Consider the following 19321-nt stretch of genomic DNA (forward strand, 5'->3'; position numbering starts at 1 on the left):
TTACATTCTATACAACCACAACGAAGGGTCTTGCGTTGTACTTTCTTTAAATATACTAAAACTTAAGGTGGTGTCGCCTGTCGCACTATTAGTAAACACTTGCCCAATAGCTTGGCTAGTTGTTACTTTATCTCCTTTCTTAACGTATACTTTAGACAAGTTTTTATAGGCTGTAAAATAATTACCGTGTTGCACTAACACGGTAGGGTTTCCTTTTTTCTGTACAATAATAGCATACACTTCACCATTAAATACAGAACGTACTTCTGTCCCTGGACTTGTAGCAATACGGACACCATTACTGTGTATCGTCGCTGTTTTTACGATGGGGTGTGGCTGATTTCCATAACGTAATTTAACCACGCCTTTATCTACCGGCCAAGGTAATTTACCCTTATTAGCAACAAAACTAGCCGCTAAATTCTTAGCTTCTGGCGTTAAGGTAAAGCTTTTAGACGTTGAACTTTTACCCGCTTTTTTATTTGATTTTGCAATAGCTTCACGGATTAAATTTTCAATCTCACGATCGATACGATCTGCTTCTTGTTGTTTTTGTTTAATTTGAGAAGAATATGTTTTTAAATCTTTCTGTATCGAAGCGACCAATTCACGTTGTTGTCTACGCTCAATTTCTAACTGTCCTTGAGCAATACTATTCTCTTTAATCAGATTTTGCTTATCCGCTTTTTGTTTTAACAACCTGGTATTGGCTACTTTTAAATCTTCGGTTTTAATTTTAATAGTTTCACCCTGCTCTTTCTGGTAATCGGTGTATTGTTTTATGTATTGTAAACGTTTGTAGGCTTGCTGAAAGTTGTTAGACGATAACAAAAACATCACACGACTTTGCTCACTCCTACTCTTATAGGAATGCACAATCATCTCGGCATAGTCTTCTTTTAGAGTTTCTAAATCATCACGAAGTTGTGTGATTTCACGTTGATTTACACCAATTTCACGTGTTAATAAATTAGCCTGCTGATTTGTAACTTTAATTAAATTACTACGGACATTGATTTTATGATTTAAATCTTCGATAGCCGATAGTTGTGATTTCTCTTTCGACTTGTTTTTAAACAACATACTGTTTATTTGCTCAATTTCTTTACGCAATTCTTGTCGGCGGTCTTCCAGCTCCTGTTGCTTTTTACTTTGAGAAAACACAGTTATACTGCTTAATAAGCAGATAAAAATGATAATTAATTTATATGAGGCTCGAGTTTTAATCATTTAAATTTTATAGGTTCAAAACCTGATGGAATTTTAAAAGGAAAATTCATATTTTCGTCCAAAGATACAGATTTGAACTCCAATTCTATAATAGTTTCGCTACTAGCTTCGACAGCATTTATTTTTATAAATTCTGGAATAATTTGTCCAGAAACATCTTGATATTGTACATAGTCGATTTCTAAAAGACGTTCCTCTTTTGGTTGAGACAACTGTTGCGACATGATTTTAAAATATGTCGGGTTTATAATATAAAACAGTTCGAATAATTTATTTTGATCTTCTGGTTGCACCAAATACGAATCGTCGTAAATAGAAGATACATAGTGCGCTTCCTTTAAATTAAACAGAGCCTCTCCTAAAAGCAAATTCTGAACTTTATCAAAATCTAAATCTGTTCCTAAAAAGTCGCTTAATAATTTAAAATCACCTTCGAAAAACGTATTATCTAATTTATTGTAAAAACTCACTTTCTCCGGAGTAATTAATAATCTAGCTGCTGAAAACGGACCGTTTAACCAAATGGTTTTATCCTTTTCCATTCTTAAATTTATAGCAACAGATTTCGAATTATCGCCTTGAGAATATGCCGTCTTTACTTTAGCAGAAAGCGTTTTAAAATTGGCAGCTTGCCTTGCATTTTCTTTTAATAATTGCTTAGTATTCAATTTTAAATTAGCATCTGTTGCTGTTAATGTTTTAGCCGATTTACATCCAACAGTTAACATTAAAAATAATACAATTACAATACGAAGTAGGTGCTTCATTTATTTGGGAGTTTCTAATTTATTTGCTTTTTCTGTAAAATGCTTTGCTTCATTGGGTTGCTCTAAACCCAAATAAGACTGAGCTATTTGATAGTAAAAATCACTTTCTAATTTATTATCGTCAATAATATAATCCAATCCCATATTTAATTGATCAATAGCATCTTTAAAGCGATTTATTTTATTTAATGATAAACCCGCCATTAGATACAATTCAGGCTGAGACGGATATTTAACTAGAGCTTCTGCTGTTTTTTTATAAGCCAAATCAAACTGTTCTAAACCAATATGAAGCACAATTATATTTCTTAAAACCCCATAATTATCGCCTTCTAACTGTAGCGCTTCAGAATAATATGTAATTGCTTTTTCCTTTTCTCCTTTTGTGATGTAGTATTGCGCTAACTCTACTAGTGTTTTGCTATCGTTAGAATCACCAACCATTGCAGAAACTTCTACCAAATCTTGCTCGTATTGCGGGTTTTCCCCAACAAATCGCACAAAGTCTGAAAGGACCAAAACCTTTGCCTCTGCTTTAATTTCTGGGCTTTTCATAGCAATTTTCATAGATTCGATCGCCTTTTCAGGTTCCTGATCGTCTAAATAAAATTTATATAATGCCAAATGTACTAATTGAGATTCGGGATTAATTTCAAGTAATTTTTTAGAGGTTTCGAATGCTTTTTCAATATCTCCACTTTCGCTATAACGATAAATTAAAGCGAGATAATTCGATTCTTGATCCGGATCGTTTTCAACGCGCTCTTGAAGATTTTCTATTTGTTCTTTCTTCTGCCCTGTCGCATCATAAACTTGATTTCTTAAAAAATCTCTACTTGCCGAAAGTCCGAATTCTTGATCCAATTCATCTAAAATCTTAATCGCCTCATTATAATCTTTAGTTCTAACAAATAAAGTTGCTAAATCCTCCTTATAATCGGGATGATACTTGACTAACTGTTTAAGTGTTTTAATAGCCCTATCGTAATCATTTTGATGCACATACACATCGTAAAGCTCGTCTAAATACCACTCGTTATCTGGTTCTAGCTTCACTGCTTTTTTTAAAGCCTCTTCTGCCGCACCAAAGTTTTTAAGTTGATTATAGTTCTTGCCCATTTCAAAATAAAGCACAGATTGTGAATCGTCTATTTCAATACATTTCTGTAGCGCTTCAACAGACCTATTGTAATTCTCAATTCCTTTTTGCTTAAGAGCCTCGAAGAACAACTCCTGAAACTTATCGTCTGCTTCTCCTAAATCCTCTGTAGCATTTAAAACTGTTTCAACTTGAGCATGAGATTCCAGGGAAACTAAAAAAAGCCCCCAAAAACCAAATATAATAATGGTTTTAAATCTCATACTCCTATTGTACTTTATATTAGTTTAAAACTGAATAATCTCCGATACTTACGGTTTTAAACTCGCCATTAAATTCTACGTAATTACCAATCATAGCCTCATCTAAATTAGCATTTTTAATAGTTGAATGCGTACTAATTATGGTGTTTTTAACAGTTGTATTTATCAATACACATCCCTTACCAATCGATACATTTGGACCAACAGTAGTATCTGTTAGCACTACATCTTGACCGATATAACAAGGCTCTATAATTTTTGAATTGTTAAGAACTACAGAAGAATCTACTAATTGTTCTTCTCCATCGGCATGCAGGAAGCCTAACATTTTACCATTTGTTTCTACGGTAACTGCTTTGTTTCCACAATCCATCCACTCATCGACCTGACCTGTTTTAAAAACTTTTCCTTTAGCCATCATCCCTTTAATACCATCGTTAATTTGGTATTCACCACCATTAATAATGTTATTATCTAATACGTGCTGAAGTTCGTCTTTAAGAACGGCTATATCTTTAAAATAGTATATCCCGATAACTGCTAAATCACTAACAAAGTTTTCAGGTTTTTCGACTAATTCAACAATTTCTTGGCGTTCGTTTAATTTTACAACTCCAAAAGCTTCCGGTTTATCGACTTGCTTCACCCAAATTACAGCATCTGCATCTTCGTCTAAATTAAAATCGGCACGAATTAAAGTGTCTGCATATGCTACAACTGCAGGACCAGATAAAGAATCCTTAGCACTCATAATCGCATGACCTGTACCTAAAGGTTGGTCTTGTCTATATATAGATGCTTTTGCTCCAAGGTCGTTTGCAAGTTTGGTTAAACTTTCTACAACATCGTCTCCGAAGAATGCCGGATCTCCTAAAATAAATGCAACTTCTTCGATTGGTTGATCTATTACTTTTGCGATATCTTTTACCAAACGATGAACGATTGGCTGTCCCGCAACAGGAATTAATGGTTTAGGCACTGTTAATGTGTGAGGGCGTAATCGCGATCCGCGACCTGCCATGGGTACAATAATTTTCATTCCTCTCCCTAACCCTCTCCAAAGGAGAGGGAATTTTTATTATGGTTAAATTATGTTTTTACTTCTATATTAACTTCCTCCTTCTGGGAGGGTTGAGGTGGGACTATTTCTTCCCCGTACTTCCAAATCCACCTTCACCTCTTACAGTTTCAGAAAGTGTTTCTACTTCTACAAATTGAGCTTGCTCATGTCTTGCAAACACCAATTGTGCAATACGTTCGCCATTTTCGATTGTGAAATTTTCGTTAGACAAATTAACCAAAATTACACCAATTTCTCCTCTATAATCCGCATCGATAGTTCCAGGAGCATTCAACACAGTAATCCCGTGTTTTGCTGCCAAGCCGCTACGAGGACGCACTTGAGCTTCGAAGCCAATAGGTAATTCTATAAATAATCCTGTTTTTACAATAGTACGTTCTAAAGGTTTTAATATAATTGCTTCAGCTGTAACTGCACGCAAGTCCATTCCTGCTGAGGCTTCAGTTTCGTAATGAGGTAAAGCGTTGTCCGATTTGTTTATAATTTTTACTGTCATCTTATTTTTTTAATAACATTTGAATGTCTTGTTTTTCAAACTTATATATAATCAGCATATAAATTGAAAGCAACCCAATTCCAACCACATAATTTTCTCTAAAGAAATAGAATGAAAGGATTGAGAATGCTACTGATATTACTATATAAGCACTAATTTTTTTGATGTTATATGGGATTGGGTAATATTTTCTTCCGAAGTAATACGACAATAAAACCATACTTCCATATGCTGCTAAAGTTGCGATTGCTGAACCTCTATAACTGATAATTGGTATAAGCCAAAAGTTTAAAACTAAAGTCACTAATGCCCCAAATATAGAAATATAAGCGCCATATTTCGTGCGATCTGTAATTTTATACCATACCGATAAATTGTGATACATGCCTAAAAACAAATACGCCAAAAGTATAATTGGTACTACAGACATGGCTTCCCAATAGTCTTCACTTCTAATAACGATTACTTTTAAAAGATCTGCAAACACAATAACTCCTAATAGAATTAAAGATCCAATAGTTACGAAAAACTCTAAAATTTTAGCATAGTTTTTCTGAGGGTTTGCAGTTTTAGCATGACTAAAAAAGAACGGCTCGATACCTAAACGATATGCTGTTGCAAAAAGCGTCATGAATAAAGCAAGTTTGTAACACGCAGAATACATCCCAATTTGGGTGTCTGCAATATTTTCTGGGAGTAAATAACTTAGTAAAATACGGTCGAAGGTTTCATTAACTGAAAAGGCAATTCCAGCAATCAGGACAGGAAAAGCATAACGCATCATCCGTTTCCATAAGTCGGTATTGAAATTATATTTAACCTTCAAATAGAAGCCTAACAATAATAATAAAGTAACTGCACTAGCTATTAAATTGGCTATAAAAATATAATTGATTTGATAATTATCCTTACATATACTATCGAATACACCAATACTGTAAGACCAATCTCTTAAACCTAAAAGGAAGAACAGATTTAATCCCAAATTAATAGCAACATTTACAATTTTGATAATGGCATATGTCATCGATTTTTCTTTGGCACGTAACCATGCAAAAGGTATAATTACAAGGGCATCTAGAAGTAATATCCAAATAACAAGTTTTATGTATTCTACTTTAATATCAGTGATGTAAGCGATTTGATCTTGGAAAATTAAAGCCAAACCAAAAAACACAAAGGAAGAAATGACTAGAGAAATGGTTGATGTTCCGACAACTTCATCTTGATTTTTCTCATTATTAAAGAATCTAAAAAAAGCGGTTTCCATACCATAGGCCAGGATAACATTGAACATAACAAACCATGAGAAAATAATGGAGACTGTTCCGTATTCGGCAACCGAATTTAACACCCCTGGCGAGGTGTATAACGGCACCAAAAAGAAATTAAGCATACGAGGAAGCACCGTAGCTAAACCGTAAATAAATGTCTGTTTAAAAAGGCGTTGTAAAGAGCTCAATATATTTTAAATTCTAGGAGGCTAAAAGTATAGAAATAAGGAGTACTAAAAAAGGAAACAAACTAATTATTGCCGATTTGGCTTAGCTTGAGGAATGAAAGGCGTCTGTTTTGTATATAAAGTCTCCAATTTAAAATAATTGACTTTTCCGAGTTGTTTAAATCCAATAACACACTCGTTTTTTAGCAATTGGAATTTAGGTTGTACAACGATTTCTTTAGTCTCGTTTTTTGGCATAACAACAGCACTTATAGGTGCATCATTTCTTTTAGAGCGATCTATTTGCCTTCCCATAAATAATAATGGATTATGGGAGTCTTGAATTAGTTTCAATTGGTTAGTTCCAAAATAGATACTATCTAAACTAATACTGCTAGGAAGGTTGTCTTTTAATGAGACGAATATATTAGTACCAGACCCTCCCATTTTTACTCCAGAGTTCCAGTGTTGCACATAAACTTCATCTATACTAAATGGAACTTCCTTTTCAAATTTCTGAGAAGCGCAATTTGTTATTGAGCAAACCAATACACTATAAAGCAAAAATAATTTAAATGATTTCATGCTAGCAATTTTACGTTCATTAAAGATACTAAATCCAAATTTGTGACATAAAAAAAGCCTCGCAAATTGCAAGGCTTTAATTCTATTTTGACATTAATTTTTAGACTAGTATCTAAAAAGTGTTTTAAGAACTTAAATTAGGTTACTAATCATTAAGTGCTTCTGCACCACCAACAATTTCTAAGATTTCGTTAGTAATTGAGGCTTGACGTGCCTTGTTATATGTTAATTTTAATTGATCTCTTAATTCTGTTGCATTGTCGGTTGCTTTATGCATTGCTGTCATACGTGCACCGTGCTCACTTGCAAACGAATCTCTAAGTCCTTTAAATAATTGATTCTTTAATGACTTAGGAATTAATTGATCTATAATTTCTAGTTTTGATGGCTCGAAAATATATTCAGTATTTACTTCTTTTTCAACTTCTATAGGAGAAATAGGTAAAAATTGCTCTGTTGTTACAATTTGAGTGGCTGCATTTTTAAACTGATTGTAAACAATATCAATTCTATCATACTCACCAGCAACAAACTGTTGCATTAAAGACTCGGCAATTACAGATACATTTTCGAAAGTTAAATCATCGAAAATTTCACTTTTATTACCTACAATTTTATTGGTCTTCTTAAAAGCATCATTTGCTTTTTTTCCAACTACAAGATAAGATACATCTTTACCAGCATATTTTATTTTAGCTAAGTTGTTTACCTCTTTAATAATATTAGAGTTAAACGCACCACATAAACCTCTATTAGAAGTTATCGCTACAATAAGTACTTTATTTACTTCTCTTTGTTCTGAATATTTATTAGATATCTCAGAATCTATAGTCGCACTTAAAGTTTGTAAAAGTTCTGTAAGCTTGTCTGAATAAGGACGCATAGCAGTAATAGCATCTTGCGCTTTCTTTAACTTTGCAGCAGACACCATTTTCATGGCACTTGTAATCTGCATCGTTGAAGATACCGAAGCTATTCTGTTACGTATTTCTTTTAAATTTGCCATGTTTATTGTTAGAATAAAGTATTGAGTATTCAGTAGTGAGATCGATATTAATCTCACTACTCAATACTAAAATCTAATTATGCTTTATATTTAACTGATAATTCTTTTGCTACAGCTACTAATATATCTGTAACTTCATCAGTTAATTTACCAGCTTTTAAAGTACTTAAAGCATCAGAATGCTTAGCTCTTAAAAACTCTAGGTAATCATTTTGAAATTCTTTTACTTTATCAACAGGGACGTCTTTCAGTAAGTTTTTAGAACCTGCATAAATAATTGCAACTTGCTCTTCTACTTTAAACGGATCGTTTTGAGCTTGCTTTAAGATCTCAACGTTACGTTTACCTTTGTTAATTACGTTTAAAGTTACGGCATCTAAATCAGAACCAAACTTAGCGAAAGCTTCTAGCTCACGGTATTGTGCTTGATCTAATTTTAAAGTACCAGATACTTTTTTCATAGATTTAATCTGAGCATTACCACCAACACGAGATACAGAAATACCTACGTTAATTGCTGGACGTACACCAGAGTTAAATAAATCTCCATCTAAGAAGATTTGTCCATCTGTAATCGAAATTACATTTGTTGGGATATATGCCGAAACGTCTCCCGCCTGTGTTTCAATAATTGGTAACGCTGTTAAAGAACCACCACCTTTTACGATTGGCTTTAATGACTCTGGTAAGTCATTCATTTCTCTAGCAATGGCATCGTTATTGATAACTTTTGCAGAACGCTCTAATAAACGAGAGTGTAAGTAAAATACATCTCCAGGATATGCCTCACGTCCCGGTGGACGACGTAATAATAAAGATACCTCACGGTAAGCTACGGCTTGTTTCGATAAATCATCGAATACGATTAAAGCTGGTCTACCAGTATCTCTAAAATACTCTCCAATAGATGCTCCTGTAAAAGGCGCATAAACTTGCATTGCAGCAGGATCTGATGCATTTGCAGCAACTATTGTTGTGTAAGCTAAAGCTCCTTTTTCTTCAAGAGTTTTAGCAATTAAAGCTACTGTTGAAGCTTTTTGCCCAACAGCAACATATATACAATATACAGGCTCGCCTGCATCGTAAAATTCTTTTTGATTTAAAATAGCATCAATACAAACAGCAGTTTTACCTGTTTGTCTGTCACCAATTACCAACTCACGTTGCCCTCTACCCACTGGAATCATAGCATCAATAGCTTTTATTCCTGTTTGTAATGGCTCAGTTACTGGTTCTCTAAAGATAACACCTGGAGCTTTACGTTCTAAAGGCATTTCGTAAGTTTTACCAGAGATTGGTCCTTTACCATCGATAGGATTTCCTAAAGTATCTACAACACGCCCAACAATACCTTCACCTACTTGAATAGATGCAATACGTTCTGTACGTTTTACTGTTGTTCCTTCTTTAACAAATTTTGAAGGTCCTAATAATACTACACCTACGTTATCTTCTTCAAGGTTTAATACAATCCCTTCAAGACCGTCTCCGAAATCTACTAATTCACCATATTGTGCATTAGCTAATCCGTAAACACGTGCAATACCATCTCCTACAGTTAATACTGTACCTACTTCGTTTAAGGTTGCTCCTGCTTCAAAACCTTGCAGTTGTTGTTTTAGGATTGCTGTTACTTCAGCTGGTTTTACTTCTGCCATTTTATCTAGATATAAGCTCTAATCGAAATAATTTTCGATTAAAAAATTTATAAAATTAATTTAATGAAAATTCTTGTTTTATTTTATTCAGTTTGTCTGCTACGCTATCGTCGTATTGCAAATCTCCAACACGTAAAATGAAACCACCAATAATGTCTTCATCGATTACATTTTTAACCTCAACTGTTTTCCCTGTTAACTCCTTTAGTTTAGCTAAAATTTTAACTTCTAAATCACTTGTTAACGGTACAGCTGTAGTTACTATTGCTATTTCGGTTCCAGATAATTGCTCGAAAAGTTGTTTATACTTCGTTGCAACCTCTTCCAAAAGTGGTAATCTTCTGTTCTCTATTAAAGTGTCGAACAATTTAACTGTTAATGGTGTGGTAGATTTAAAAATTTCTAACAACGCCGACTTCTTAACAGACGATTTAATTACAGGACTTTCAAGCATATCGCTTAAGTCTTTACTATCTGCAATAGTCTTAGCAATTAAAGTCATATCCGAATTCACAGCCTCAGCCGAATTATCCGTTTTTGCTATTCCTAGAACTGCTTTTGCGTAACGTATTGATGCTCTTGCTCCTGCCATTATTCCTTAGTTTAAAGTTGATTTACCTAGTAAAGAATCAACCAAAGCTAATTGCTTGTCTCTATTAGCTAATTCACCACGTACTACTTTTTCAGCAATTTCTAAAGACAATTCTGCAACGTGATTTTTAATCTCAACCATAGCGGATTTCTTTTCACTTTCGATAGCATGTTTTGCAGCCTCAATCATAGTATTAGCTTGAGATTGTGCTTCATCTTTAGCATCTAGAATCAATTTATCTTTCATCTCACGTGCTTCTTTAAGCATCGTATCGCGTTCTGCTCTAGCTTGATTTAATAATCTTTCATTATCTGCATGAAGATTTTGCATTTCAAGTTTAGCTTTTTCAGCAGATTCTATTGCATTTCTAATATCATCTTCACGAGTCTGTAAAGACCCTAATATTGGCTTCCATGCGAATTTACCTAATAATACAATTAAGATTAAAAGGATAATGGCTTGCATGATGAACAATCCAGGTGAAAAATCGTTTAATATTTGATCCATTGTGTAACTAAATAAAAAGTTTTACTTCTGTTTTTGTTTAATTTATAACAGCTTCTGCAACCAACCGTTGCAGAATTGCTGTTATAGCTTTTTTTACTATCAGGATTATTTACCTAAGATTAAAGCACCGAATGCTAAACCTTCTAATAATGCTCCAATAATGATCATCGCAGTTTGGATTTTTCCAGCTGCTTCTGGTTGACGAGCAATAGCTTCCATTGCACTACCACCAATTTTACCAAGACCTAAACCAGCACCGATTACGATTAATCCTGCTCCAATTAAATTGTACATACTAATTGATTTTTAAAATATTAATTAAACAAATTCTTATTAATGATGGTCATGTTCTTCAACTGCCATACCTATAAATAACGATGATAACATCGTGAAAATAAACGCTTGTAAAAAGGCTACTAAAATTTCAATAACCGTAATAAACAATGATAACAATAATGACACCCCTGTTGAAGCAACTGGACCAAAGGCTTCTTTCATGGTAATAACTAAAGCAATTAAGCTCATTACCACAAAGTGACCCGCTGTCATGTTCGCAAATAAACGTACTAAAAGAGAGAATGGTTTAATTATTACAAAACCAATTAATTCTATAACCGCCAAAATAGGTCTTAATATATATGGTACACCTGGCATCCATAATGTGTGAGCCCAAAAATCTTTACTTCCATTGGTCAAGTAAATAACCATGGTAAATATAGCTAAACATGCTGTTACAGCGATCTGCCCAGTAACGTTAAATCCAAGTGGCGTTAACCCTAATAAGTTTAAGATCCAGATAAAGAAAAATACGGTTAATAAGAACGGCATGAATTTCATGTATTTCTTATCTCCAATATTCGGACGTGCAATCTCATCACGTACATAAAGCACTAACGGCTCTAACATTCTTCCAACACCTGTAGGAATAGGACCTTTTTTATATCCTCTAGCTAAAGCACCAAATCCTAACAACATTAAGAGACCAGCGATTAGCATTCCAAAAACACTTTTAGTTATAGAGAGATCTAATACTTTGTGTGCATTTTCTGCATGGTGATGATCGTCGAAAGCAACAGCATCTGCTCCTGATTCCAACTCGTATATTTTACTATGAATTTTTGTTAATTTAACACCATCTTTTTCAACAATAACTTGACCGTTATCATCATGATGAAATTCTGAAGACATAAACGTTTTTAATCCTTCGCTAGACCAAACAATTACAGGTAAAGGAAAACCATAACTAACTCCTGTACCATTGTCGGTGAACAAATGAAAATCGTGAGAATCTTTTAAGTGATGCGCAATATATTCTTTAATTTCTTCAGGAGTATCTACCTTATTTCCCTCCTCATGATGTTGAGCATCATGTTCCCCTTCGTGAGCGAAGGCCGAAACAGAAGTCATAAATAAAACTAAAATTGCAATAAACTTGATAGATATTTTTGCTACCATCATATTTTTCTAACTAATGAATTACGCACTCTAAAATTTTGTGCAAATGTAAACAATAATTTAAAAAACCAAACCCCTTTTTTAACATATATTTAAATAAAAGGACTGAATTTATATTTTTTAATAAAAAAAAATTAACTATTTACTATTTAACAGTTTTGCTACCGCTACAGCTTCAGCAGTTAAAAACAAAAACAAAGGTAGAACTAAACCAAATTTATCTGCTTGGGACAATTGTTCCTTTTCAAAAATAGCCGTGTTAAAAATCAATACAAACACTCCCAATTTAACAAACATAAGTACTAAATAAGAATACCCCGCCTGACTGGGTAACGCATAAGAAACACCTTCCATAGAAGCATACACTATAACAGTTGCCACAGCATGATATAAATACACTTGCCACAACTCGAAACTTAAACTATCGGTTATAAAATAGTTATGAACGGAAAATGAAACTGCAAAAAGTAAACTTATACATAATGCAAAAACGAGTATTCTTTTAATCATTTTTATCTTTATTGGTAATATTTAGGACCTGCCTAATCACAGTAAACATAGCTATGAAGACAGCTAGTAATGTTACTATTTTAAAATACAATTGGTTATCCGATTCGAACTTATCGTCCAACCATCCGCCTAACAAGCTTCCTAAATAAATAGTTAAACCCATTTGTAGTGCCATTGTTGTAAATCGCACATATTTGTTAAGCTGTTTTTTCTCTGACTTTTTCATTCTTAATCGTCTTTACTGCACTTTTCATAACACATGTTCCATCGAAACTAGCGCCTGGATCTATCGCTAGTTTTCCAACTATAACCTCGCCTTCTATTTCTGCTGTAGATTTTAAAGTTAAAGTTCCAGACAATTTTAATTTGCCAAAAAATTGCCCTTCAAAATAAGCATCGGTTCCCTCTAAGGATCCTTTTATACTACCTGTTTTTCCGACAACCACCTTTCCTTGGGTCATTAAATTCCCTTCTACACTACCATCTATTCTAAACCCGCCATCACTAGTCACATCACCAACAATTTTAGTGCCCTGCGCAATGATGTTTTGATTGGCGCTTGCTTCTGAATTTTGTAGTTTACTTTTTTTACTATCGTTAAACATAATCTTTAATTTGGGAGAGTTACGATTTATTTTGACTTAAATAAGCCTCTAAATTTTTATGAATTTGAACCGTTTGATAATTAGCAGAAGACATTACAAAGTAAGGTCTCGTAATTCGGTTTTTATCTTTCTTGTTAAATAAGCTTTTAAAATCGTCGGCAACCACATAGTTACTTATTCCATGCACAAGAACAAATGTTGTTGTTGGGGAATACACATCTGTAGAGGACGTTAAACGATAATATCTTACCGCTTCAAGTTGCTTATTTAATTGCTCGACAAAAGCATTAATCTCTTCTTCTGATGCATTATCGAAACGATAAATAACATTAAAACGCTTCCCGTCTTCAGCATCTCTAAAATTATCGTCTTCCATGTTAGGCAAGACATTTTTTCTTAAGTCCTCGGCACGTTGCCCTTCAGGAAGATTGGAATACGATGTCGCAATTTCGTTTAATGCTTTTCTGTATGCACCAAAACCATATAATCGTCCGATAGCATTGGCTTTTAACAAATCGAATTTCGCGACTATATTATCGCCTTCAAACTGTCTTATATTCTCATCACAAAGTGCAATAACTTCGGCAAAATGTTGCGCTTCAAATTTGTTATATATAGATTTATAAATAGACTCCGGACTGTTTAAATCTTCGGCTAAAGCTTGATTGGGATGACTTAAAATTTCAGCATAACGAGAGTCTGGATAATTCGCAATAATATCTTGCTTAAGAATATTAGCTTCACCGGTTTGCCCTAATAACACGTAATCTTTATATAAATTATACTTTGCAGGAACAATTAAACGTTCTTCTGGATTACTCTCTAAAAGCGATTTCAATTTACCTTTAGACAATTCGTAATCACTAAATTTCTCTTTATAAATAACGCCCAATTGAAAATAAGCATAGTTTCGTTCTTTAGCGATACTGTCTATTATTTTTTCATCTGAAGGAATTTGATCTAAGTAAAATTGTGGCTGATATATCTCGCCTGTCAAATCCAATCCTTCTGATCCCGAGATTCCGATTGGAACAGTAGAAGCTGAAAAATTTGTATTAGACCAACGCCAGTTATCTTCATTTTTTCTGCTTCCCCAAATTTTCATAAACTCATTCTTACCATAAGCCGCTGTAGTGGTATTGTAAAAATAAAATGTACTCACCTCTTTACTTGTATCACCACGCTTTTGAAATGCAGATGCTTTTGTATCTACATTAAATCCGTTATTAGAACTTAATATTTCCTGTGCCCTTGCTTCGGCTTCTTGTCGTTCAAATTCTAATTCGGCTTGCGCTTTTAAAGATGCTGTATGTGTTTCGAAATAAGCCAAACGATCTGCCTCTGATAAATTTACTAAACGAATAATACTATCGTCTACTTTAGCGATGTCTTCGTAATAAATAACATCGTCTAAATTATCGCGTTCACGCTTTACGGTTCGGTATGGCTTGGAGTCTACTTTAAGGTTTGTAAGTGTACTATCGAAATAAGCTCCAGCTATTTTATACTCGGCTTTATCAAAGTTTAAATCACCAAGTATTTTATAATTTCTAGCGTTTAATTCATAATCCTCCCGCTGTGTTCTTAAAGATTTATTATAGTAAGCGACTCCTAAAGAATCATTATGTGTAGCTAAATAATACGCGCCAACTTGATGATAAATCCGACCTAAATACGGACGGTTTTCCCTATCCTCTTCTAACATTGATAAGGTCTCTGCGAAAAGCAATTTATCCCCGTTCTCATAATCGAAATTTTTAGCCTTTTCAACATACGCACCGATGTAGTAAGCTCTCGGGATTTTTCGATGCATTTCAATAACCCGATCAAAAGTAACATTCGCACTGTCTTTGTAGCCTAAGGAATTATAAAGCTGCCCTTTAATAAACAAATACCTGCCGCGTTCTTCATGCTTTGGCGTAGATTCTGCTGCGATTTCTAAATACGTAATGGCTGTATCGATTACTTTTATATTAAGATATGCCTGAGCCAAAGTTGACGTTGCATCTGCTAATTCTTGATCGTCTAATTGCTCTAATCTTAGTAAACGTTTTAAATTTTTAATTGCCAATTCGTCGTTATCTAAACGTAAATTGGTTTTTTCTCGCCAAACACGAGCCACGTTAATTTTATCGCTTAACGGATATTTATAAAGTATATAGTTTAAAGCTTCTAAGGCAGGCACAAAGCGCTGATCGAAGTATCGAGATTTCCCCAAAAGCAAATAAGCTTCGTCCATTTTAGGGTTTTTCTCCTTCCCTTTTATATTCATAGAGTGCTTCTGAATCGCTTTTACAGCTTTTTCTTCTGCCCTAGAAAAGGTTTCATCTTTAGATTGTCCTGGAAGTAAAATATCTTCATCAAAATCTAAACGCTCTACCGGAAGAATATTCCAATAATCGTCTCGATATGCGTCATTAAGTCGTGCTCGCCCTTCTTCTAAGGCGATATTACCGTTATAAAGTGTATTATATTCTGTGGACATTGCATGATAATTTCTACTAATAAATTTGTCCTTTTTGCGAGAACAATTCACTAATAGAAATGTAGAAATACATACTATAAAAATAACCTTAAAAGATGTTTTCAACGTTGGAATATTTAATCAACTAAATAACTTTAAACTCTCGCTTATATTATGCAAGGCGGTAAAAATAAGCATCTTTTTGGATTAACCTATACATTTGGAATGACTTTTAGGCCTCTACCTCACTTGCAAAATAAGCCTCTAACTCCTTAAGGGTTTCGCTACTAGTTACGATATCTTTTATAACCTCACCTTTTTCTAACACCACTATACGCTCGCAAACATCTGTAACGTGCATTAAATCGTGACTAGAAACAAGCACAGTAACGCCTTTTTGTTCGGCTAAATCTTTTATTATTTTTTTAAGTCTAATTTGTGTGGTTGGATCTAAATTAGCGAAAGGTTCGTCTAAAATAATTACCTCAGGATCACCAATTAAAGCTGCTACAATTCCCGCTTTTTTCTGATTTCCTTTACTTAAATCTCTTAAATATTTTTTCTGACCAAGAATTTCGCCGTGAAAAAAATCTTCAAACTGTCCGACAAGTGCATCCACATCTGCTTTATTTTGACCGCGTAATTCACCAATAAAATAAAAATATTCTTCTGCAGTAAGGTATCCAATTAAGAAGCTTTCATCTATAAAAGAGGACGTAAATGGTTTCCAATCTTCGGTTAAATCAACCTGAATATCATGACTTGTAATATGTCCTGTTGTTGGCTGAATTAAATCTAACAGCAAACTAAAATACGTTGTTTTACCAGCACCATTATTACCTACTAAACCAAAACTCTGACCTTTAGGAATTTCTAAATTCGGAATATTTAAAACTTGATTCCCGTTATATTTTTTTGAAAGATTTGTTGTCGTTATCATACTGTAATAGTTTAGTTGTCTTGATCGAAAGCAGCGATCATTTTATATTTTGAATCCAAATACTTGTCGGTTATAAATTTCATTAGTTTTTGATGAAAAATGATTCCAGTTACTCCTAAAAGAATCAAAGCTAAAATGCCTATTTCGAAGCTGAATAAAAAATTTAAAACAGCAAAAATAATCATAGGTAAAACAACTAACGGCAATCCTATAAGCCACTGTACAGCACCAGCCCCTTGAAAATTAAAGGCTGCTCTTTGATTAAGGTCTATTTTTTTTCGGTTAAAAGAACCTCCTAACAAAATAACATAAGTATTGACCCCTATATTGTAGATGGCTGCCGCAAAATGAGCGAGTAGAACCTTCCATCCAAAATATGCATAAGGCATGCTCAACACAAATAGGATAATAACACTTAGCGTCATTAACGTATATTTAGATTTCAGATATTGTTTATACTTAATATTCTGACTCATTAACAATTTATAATAGCCGCTATCCCAAGCGGGTATAAATTGTCCAAAATTTATAAGGAAAATACCGGTAACAAATATGCCAATAAATGCAAAAAAATAAGGTTTGTCCTGATACTCGGGATTAGGATAGAATATTAAACCATAAAGCAACCCAAATACCAACATCCAAACTGATGATTTTGGTCGCTTATTACGCCAAAGTAATTTTAAATCTAATCGCATAAAAGGTGCAATATCTCCAAACTTCTTTGTCCACTCTAGGTTAGAGGTATTAACTTCCTGTGTTTTTGTTTTTAACGAACTATCTAAAAAGAGTTTATTTCGCAGGATTTTAAAATTGGAAAAATACAGGCCGATCAAAACTAAAACAGGCATGATTATTAATAACGGATTATTTGTAGTTGCAATTATACCGTTTGCTAATAGTTCTGAAATATTTAAAACCTCAAAATAATTTAAAGCATAAAGTACTCCCGAGAAAAGAATAATTGGCAGAAAGGATAATTCGGTTTTAGAAGACAGACTTTCGATTATAAAATTCAGGAAATTATCAATTAATGTAATTAGTATTATTGTTAATACCCAAACCACAATTGTAGAGATATCATACCCTTTTGTAATCAGGGTTACCCCAAAAGGTATTATAGCAAATAAGGGCAAGAAATTAAAAAAAGATAAAGCCGATTTACTCAATACAAAATTTACTATTTTTTTTCGTTTAATAGGCAAGGTTAGCAATGGCTTGACACTCATTACTGGCAATTTTTGAAAGAAAAAACGCATCACCAAATCTCCTAAAATCCAATAAAAAATAAAGTTATTAAAAACAATAAAGGGATCGCTTTCTGGGAACATTTTTTTAAGCAAAGGATACATAGCAACACCCAGAAACAAAAACATAACAATAAAATACAAGGAAAAAAATACCATTATTAATTTAAGACCTAGTGTTTTCCCGAAGCTTGCCGATCTAGTAAATTGTTTCCATTCTAGGTTTAAAAAGTGTTTAATCATAGGTAAGATGGTTAGTTTGGAATGGTTTCTATATTGGTGTGTCCAAGGTAATAAATGTTACACGTAATATCTTTTATATTGCTCTTTTAAATAGAGTGTAATATTTTTAGGCACAACAAACAAGGTTACATAAGTTAGTATACCAACAGCAACGATTACAGCACTTAATACTATTAATTTATAGCCTCCAAAACCGCTTTCAAAATCGAGTATTCTACTAAAAAACAAGTCGATAGAACTTGCTAAACCTAATAAACCTCCCAATTGACCAATAACATCTTCGTACATCCACTTTAGCCCGGACTTTTTTTGTTGTCTTTTAATCGCTTTATTAAGCAGAACTACTTTAACTAAATACACTAGTACAAAAGCACCAACAATAGCCGCCAATGTATAATTAAAATAAGGTGTATATTTAAGAGTTATATAGGTTACACAAAAAAATGCTACAGTTGAAATTATTTTTGGAAGCGTAAAAAACTGCTTGTAAATAGTCCAAACCGCTATCCAATAATGGGTATTTAATGATTTAATACGAGTTTCTACCACATCTTGAAATCCAAAAACTCCAAATTTTTTAAAGGCGATATTTAAAGCTTCTTTAAATGGTAATTCTGGCCTTTCTTCCCACTGAGACTCTATATCGTTCGCTAAATGGTCTACAAGTTCCGTTTGTACATCGTAATGCTCTACAAAATGTTTTCGAGTGAATGTGTATAATTCTTCTATTTGAGATTCTGAAATTTTCATAAATTAGATTAATTTCGGATTTACTAATTGTTGCATCGTCTGTATATAACGCTCTAATTCAGACAACTTAAGAGTTGTTTCTTTACTTCCCGACTCTGTTAAACGATAATATTTCCGAAATCGATTATCTACTTTTACTAGTTCTACCTCCAAAAAACCTTCGGCTTCTAATTTATGCAAAGCCGGATACAAAGCACCTTCAGTAATGCTTAATTCTCCATTAGTTAATGCCTTTACTTTTTGAGTAATTTCATAACCATACATTCTATCCGTCTCCTTTAAAAGCTTTAAAATGACAGTACTAAGACTACCTTTATATAAATTTGAATTTGCCATAATACCCATAAAGATATGCAAAATTCCTACATGCATAAGATTCCAA

The 19321-nt window shown here is 33.5% G+C and carries 21 protein-coding genes; all 21 read right to left on the reverse strand.

Annotated features, from left to right (window positions below; genetic code table 11):
• Entirely contained in the window at window positions 1-1230 is a 1230-nt protein-coding gene (locus tag ACFFVB_RS02530) for a murein hydrolase activator EnvC family protein (RefSeq protein ID WP_382380839.1), read from the reverse strand.
• Window positions 1227-1997, reverse strand: coding sequence for a lipoprotein insertase outer membrane protein LolB1 (gene lolB1 / locus ACFFVB_RS02535; RefSeq protein ID WP_382380841.1), 771 nt, complete (start codon window positions 1995-1997; stop codon window positions 1227-1229). The genes ACFFVB_RS02530 and lolB1 overlap by 4 nt, the downstream gene beginning before the upstream one ends.
• The gene (locus ACFFVB_RS02540; protein ID WP_382380843.1) at window positions 1998-3359 is read right to left on the reverse strand and encodes a tetratricopeptide repeat protein; all 1362 of its coding nucleotides are present in this window, start codon (window positions 3357-3359) and stop codon (window positions 1998-2000) included.
• 19 nt (window positions 3360-3378) lie between these two features.
• Window positions 3379-4398 carry a sugar phosphate nucleotidyltransferase gene (locus ACFFVB_RS02545; protein ID WP_382380845.1) on the reverse strand — a complete coding sequence of 340 codons (1020 nt, stop codon included), beginning with the start codon at window positions 4396-4398 and terminating at the stop codon, window positions 3379-3381.
• 103 nt (window positions 4399-4501) lie between these two features.
• The gene (gene dut, locus ACFFVB_RS02550; RefSeq protein ID WP_382380847.1) at window positions 4502-4936 is read right to left on the reverse strand and encodes a dUTP diphosphatase; all 435 of its coding nucleotides are present in this window, start codon (window positions 4934-4936) and stop codon (window positions 4502-4504) included.
• A 1-nt stretch (window position 4937) separates the two neighbouring features.
• Window positions 4938-6398 carry a lipopolysaccharide biosynthesis protein gene (locus ACFFVB_RS02555; RefSeq protein ID WP_382380849.1) on the reverse strand — a complete coding sequence of 487 codons (1461 nt, stop codon included), beginning with the start codon at window positions 6396-6398 and terminating at the stop codon, window positions 4938-4940.
• 66 nt (window positions 6399-6464) lie between these two features.
• A complete protein-coding gene (locus ACFFVB_RS02560; RefSeq protein WP_382380851.1) occupies window positions 6465-6962 on the reverse strand; it encodes a hypothetical protein in 498 nt (165 codons plus the stop codon).
• A 145-nt stretch (window positions 6963-7107) separates the two neighbouring features.
• Window positions 7108-7968, reverse strand: coding sequence for an ATP synthase F1 subunit gamma (gene atpG, locus ACFFVB_RS02565; protein ID WP_382380853.1), 861 nt, complete (start codon window positions 7966-7968; stop codon window positions 7108-7110).
• 77 nt (window positions 7969-8045) lie between these two features.
• The gene (gene atpA, locus ACFFVB_RS02570) at window positions 8046-9626 is read right to left on the reverse strand and encodes a F0F1 ATP synthase subunit alpha (RefSeq protein ID WP_382380855.1); all 1581 of its coding nucleotides are present in this window, start codon (window positions 9624-9626) and stop codon (window positions 8046-8048) included.
• A gap of 55 nt (window positions 9627-9681) precedes the next feature.
• A complete protein-coding gene (gene atpH / locus ACFFVB_RS02575; RefSeq protein WP_382380857.1) occupies window positions 9682-10218 on the reverse strand; it encodes an ATP synthase F1 subunit delta in 537 nt (178 codons plus the stop codon).
• Window positions 10219-10224: 6 nt separating this feature from the next.
• Entirely contained in the window at window positions 10225-10725 is a 501-nt protein-coding gene (locus ACFFVB_RS02580) for a F0F1 ATP synthase subunit B (RefSeq protein WP_382380859.1), read from the reverse strand.
• Between the two features lie 105 nt (window positions 10726-10830).
• Entirely contained in the window at window positions 10831-11019 is a 189-nt protein-coding gene (gene atpE / locus ACFFVB_RS02585) for an ATP synthase F0 subunit C (RefSeq protein ID WP_057782517.1), read from the reverse strand.
• A 39-nt stretch (window positions 11020-11058) separates the two neighbouring features.
• On the reverse strand, window positions 11059-12183 hold the full coding sequence (gene atpB, locus ACFFVB_RS02590) for a F0F1 ATP synthase subunit A (protein ID WP_382380861.1): 1125 nt from the start codon (window positions 12181-12183) through the stop codon (window positions 11059-11061).
• Between the two features lie 135 nt (window positions 12184-12318).
• Window positions 12319-12690: a DUF6168 family protein gene (locus ACFFVB_RS02595; RefSeq protein ID WP_382380863.1), complete on the reverse strand. Its 372-nt coding sequence runs from the start codon at window positions 12688-12690 to the stop codon at window positions 12319-12321.
• Window positions 12683-12916, reverse strand: coding sequence for an AtpZ/AtpI family protein (locus ACFFVB_RS02600; RefSeq protein WP_382380865.1), 234 nt, complete (start codon window positions 12914-12916; stop codon window positions 12683-12685). Before ACFFVB_RS02600 ends, ACFFVB_RS02595 begins: the two co-directional genes overlap by 8 nt.
• Entirely contained in the window at window positions 12888-13295 is a 408-nt protein-coding gene (locus tag ACFFVB_RS02605) for a bactofilin family protein (protein WP_382380867.1), read from the reverse strand. Before ACFFVB_RS02605 ends, ACFFVB_RS02600 begins: the two co-directional genes overlap by 29 nt.
• Before the next feature lie 19 nt (window positions 13296-13314).
• Window positions 13315-15831, reverse strand: a complete 2517-nt coding sequence (gene porW, locus ACFFVB_RS02610) for a type IX secretion system periplasmic lipoprotein PorW/SprE (protein WP_446685089.1) — start codon at window positions 15829-15831, stop codon at window positions 13315-13317.
• 160 nt (window positions 15832-15991) lie between these two features.
• Window positions 15992-16699, reverse strand: a complete 708-nt coding sequence (locus ACFFVB_RS02615) for an ABC transporter ATP-binding protein (protein ID WP_382380871.1) — start codon at window positions 16697-16699, stop codon at window positions 15992-15994.
• Window positions 16700-16710: 11 nt separating this feature from the next.
• The gene (locus ACFFVB_RS02620) at window positions 16711-18189 is read right to left on the reverse strand and encodes a DUF5687 family protein (protein WP_382380873.1); all 1479 of its coding nucleotides are present in this window, start codon (window positions 18187-18189) and stop codon (window positions 16711-16713) included.
• Between the two features lie 57 nt (window positions 18190-18246).
• On the reverse strand, window positions 18247-18939 hold the full coding sequence (locus ACFFVB_RS02625; protein ID WP_382380875.1) for a hypothetical protein: 693 nt from the start codon (window positions 18937-18939) through the stop codon (window positions 18247-18249).
• Between the two features lie 3 nt (window positions 18940-18942).
• Entirely contained in the window at window positions 18943-19275 is a 333-nt protein-coding gene (locus tag ACFFVB_RS02630; protein WP_382380877.1) for a PadR family transcriptional regulator, read from the reverse strand.
• Between the last annotated feature and the right edge of the window lie 46 nt (window positions 19276-19321).

This window comes from Formosa undariae, assembly GCF_042427615.1.
GTDB lineage: Bacteria > Bacteroidota > Bacteroidia > Flavobacteriales > Flavobacteriaceae > Formosa > Formosa undariae.

Excerpts from the sequence above, each read along its gene's own strand:
- ACFFVB_RS02530 (WP_382380839.1), bottom strand. The coding sequence starts at position 1,230 with ATGATTAAAACTCGAGCCTCATATAAATTAATTATCATTTTTATCTGC.
- lolB1 (WP_382380841.1), bottom strand. The coding sequence starts at position 1,997 with ATGAAGCACCTACTTCGTATTGTAATTGTATTATTTTTAATGTTAACT.
- ACFFVB_RS02540 (WP_382380843.1), bottom strand. The coding sequence starts at position 3,359 with ATGAGATTTAAAACCATTATTATATTTGGTTTTTGGGGGCTTTTTTTA.
- ACFFVB_RS02545 (WP_382380845.1), bottom strand. The coding sequence starts at position 4,398 with ATGAAAATTATTGTACCCATGGCAGGTCGCGGATCGCGATTACGCCCT.
- dut (WP_382380847.1), bottom strand. The coding sequence starts at position 4,936 with ATGACAGTAAAAATTATAAACAAATCGGACAACGCTTTACCTCATTAC.
- ACFFVB_RS02560 (WP_382380851.1), bottom strand. The coding sequence starts at position 6,962 with ATGAAATCATTTAAATTATTTTTGCTTTATAGTGTATTGGTTTGCTCA.
- atpG (WP_382380853.1), bottom strand. The coding sequence starts at position 7,968 with ATGGCAAATTTAAAAGAAATACGTAACAGAATAGCTTCGGTATCTTCA.
- atpA (WP_382380855.1), bottom strand. The coding sequence starts at position 9,626 with ATGGCAGAAGTAAAACCAGCTGAAGTAACAGCAATCCTAAAACAACAA.
- atpH (WP_382380857.1), bottom strand. The coding sequence starts at position 10,218 with ATGGCAGGAGCAAGAGCATCAATACGTTACGCAAAAGCAGTTCTAGGA.
- ACFFVB_RS02580 (WP_382380859.1), bottom strand. The coding sequence starts at position 10,725 with ATGGATCAAATATTAAACGATTTTTCACCTGGATTGTTCATCATGCAA.
- atpE (WP_057782517.1), bottom strand. The coding sequence starts at position 11,019 with ATGTACAATTTAATTGGAGCAGGATTAATCGTAATCGGTGCTGGTTTA.
- atpB (WP_382380861.1), bottom strand. The coding sequence starts at position 12,183 with ATGATGGTAGCAAAAATATCTATCAAGTTTATTGCAATTTTAGTTTTA.
- ACFFVB_RS02595 (WP_382380863.1), bottom strand. The coding sequence starts at position 12,690 with ATGATTAAAAGAATACTCGTTTTTGCATTATGTATAAGTTTACTTTTT.
- ACFFVB_RS02600 (WP_382380865.1), bottom strand. The coding sequence starts at position 12,916 with ATGAAAAAGTCAGAGAAAAAACAGCTTAACAAATATGTGCGATTTACA.
- ACFFVB_RS02605 (WP_382380867.1), bottom strand. The coding sequence starts at position 13,295 with ATGTTTAACGATAGTAAAAAAAGTAAACTACAAAATTCAGAAGCAAGC.
- ACFFVB_RS02615 (WP_382380871.1), bottom strand. The coding sequence starts at position 16,699 with ATGATAACGACAACAAATCTTTCAAAAAAATATAACGGGAATCAAGTT.
- ACFFVB_RS02620 (WP_382380873.1), bottom strand. The coding sequence starts at position 18,189 with ATGATTAAACACTTTTTAAACCTAGAATGGAAACAATTTACTAGATCG.
- ACFFVB_RS02625 (WP_382380875.1), bottom strand. The coding sequence starts at position 18,939 with ATGAAAATTTCAGAATCTCAAATAGAAGAATTATACACATTCACTCGA.
- ACFFVB_RS02630 (WP_382380877.1), bottom strand. The coding sequence starts at position 19,275 with ATGGCAAATTCAAATTTATATAAAGGTAGTCTTAGTACTGTCATTTTA.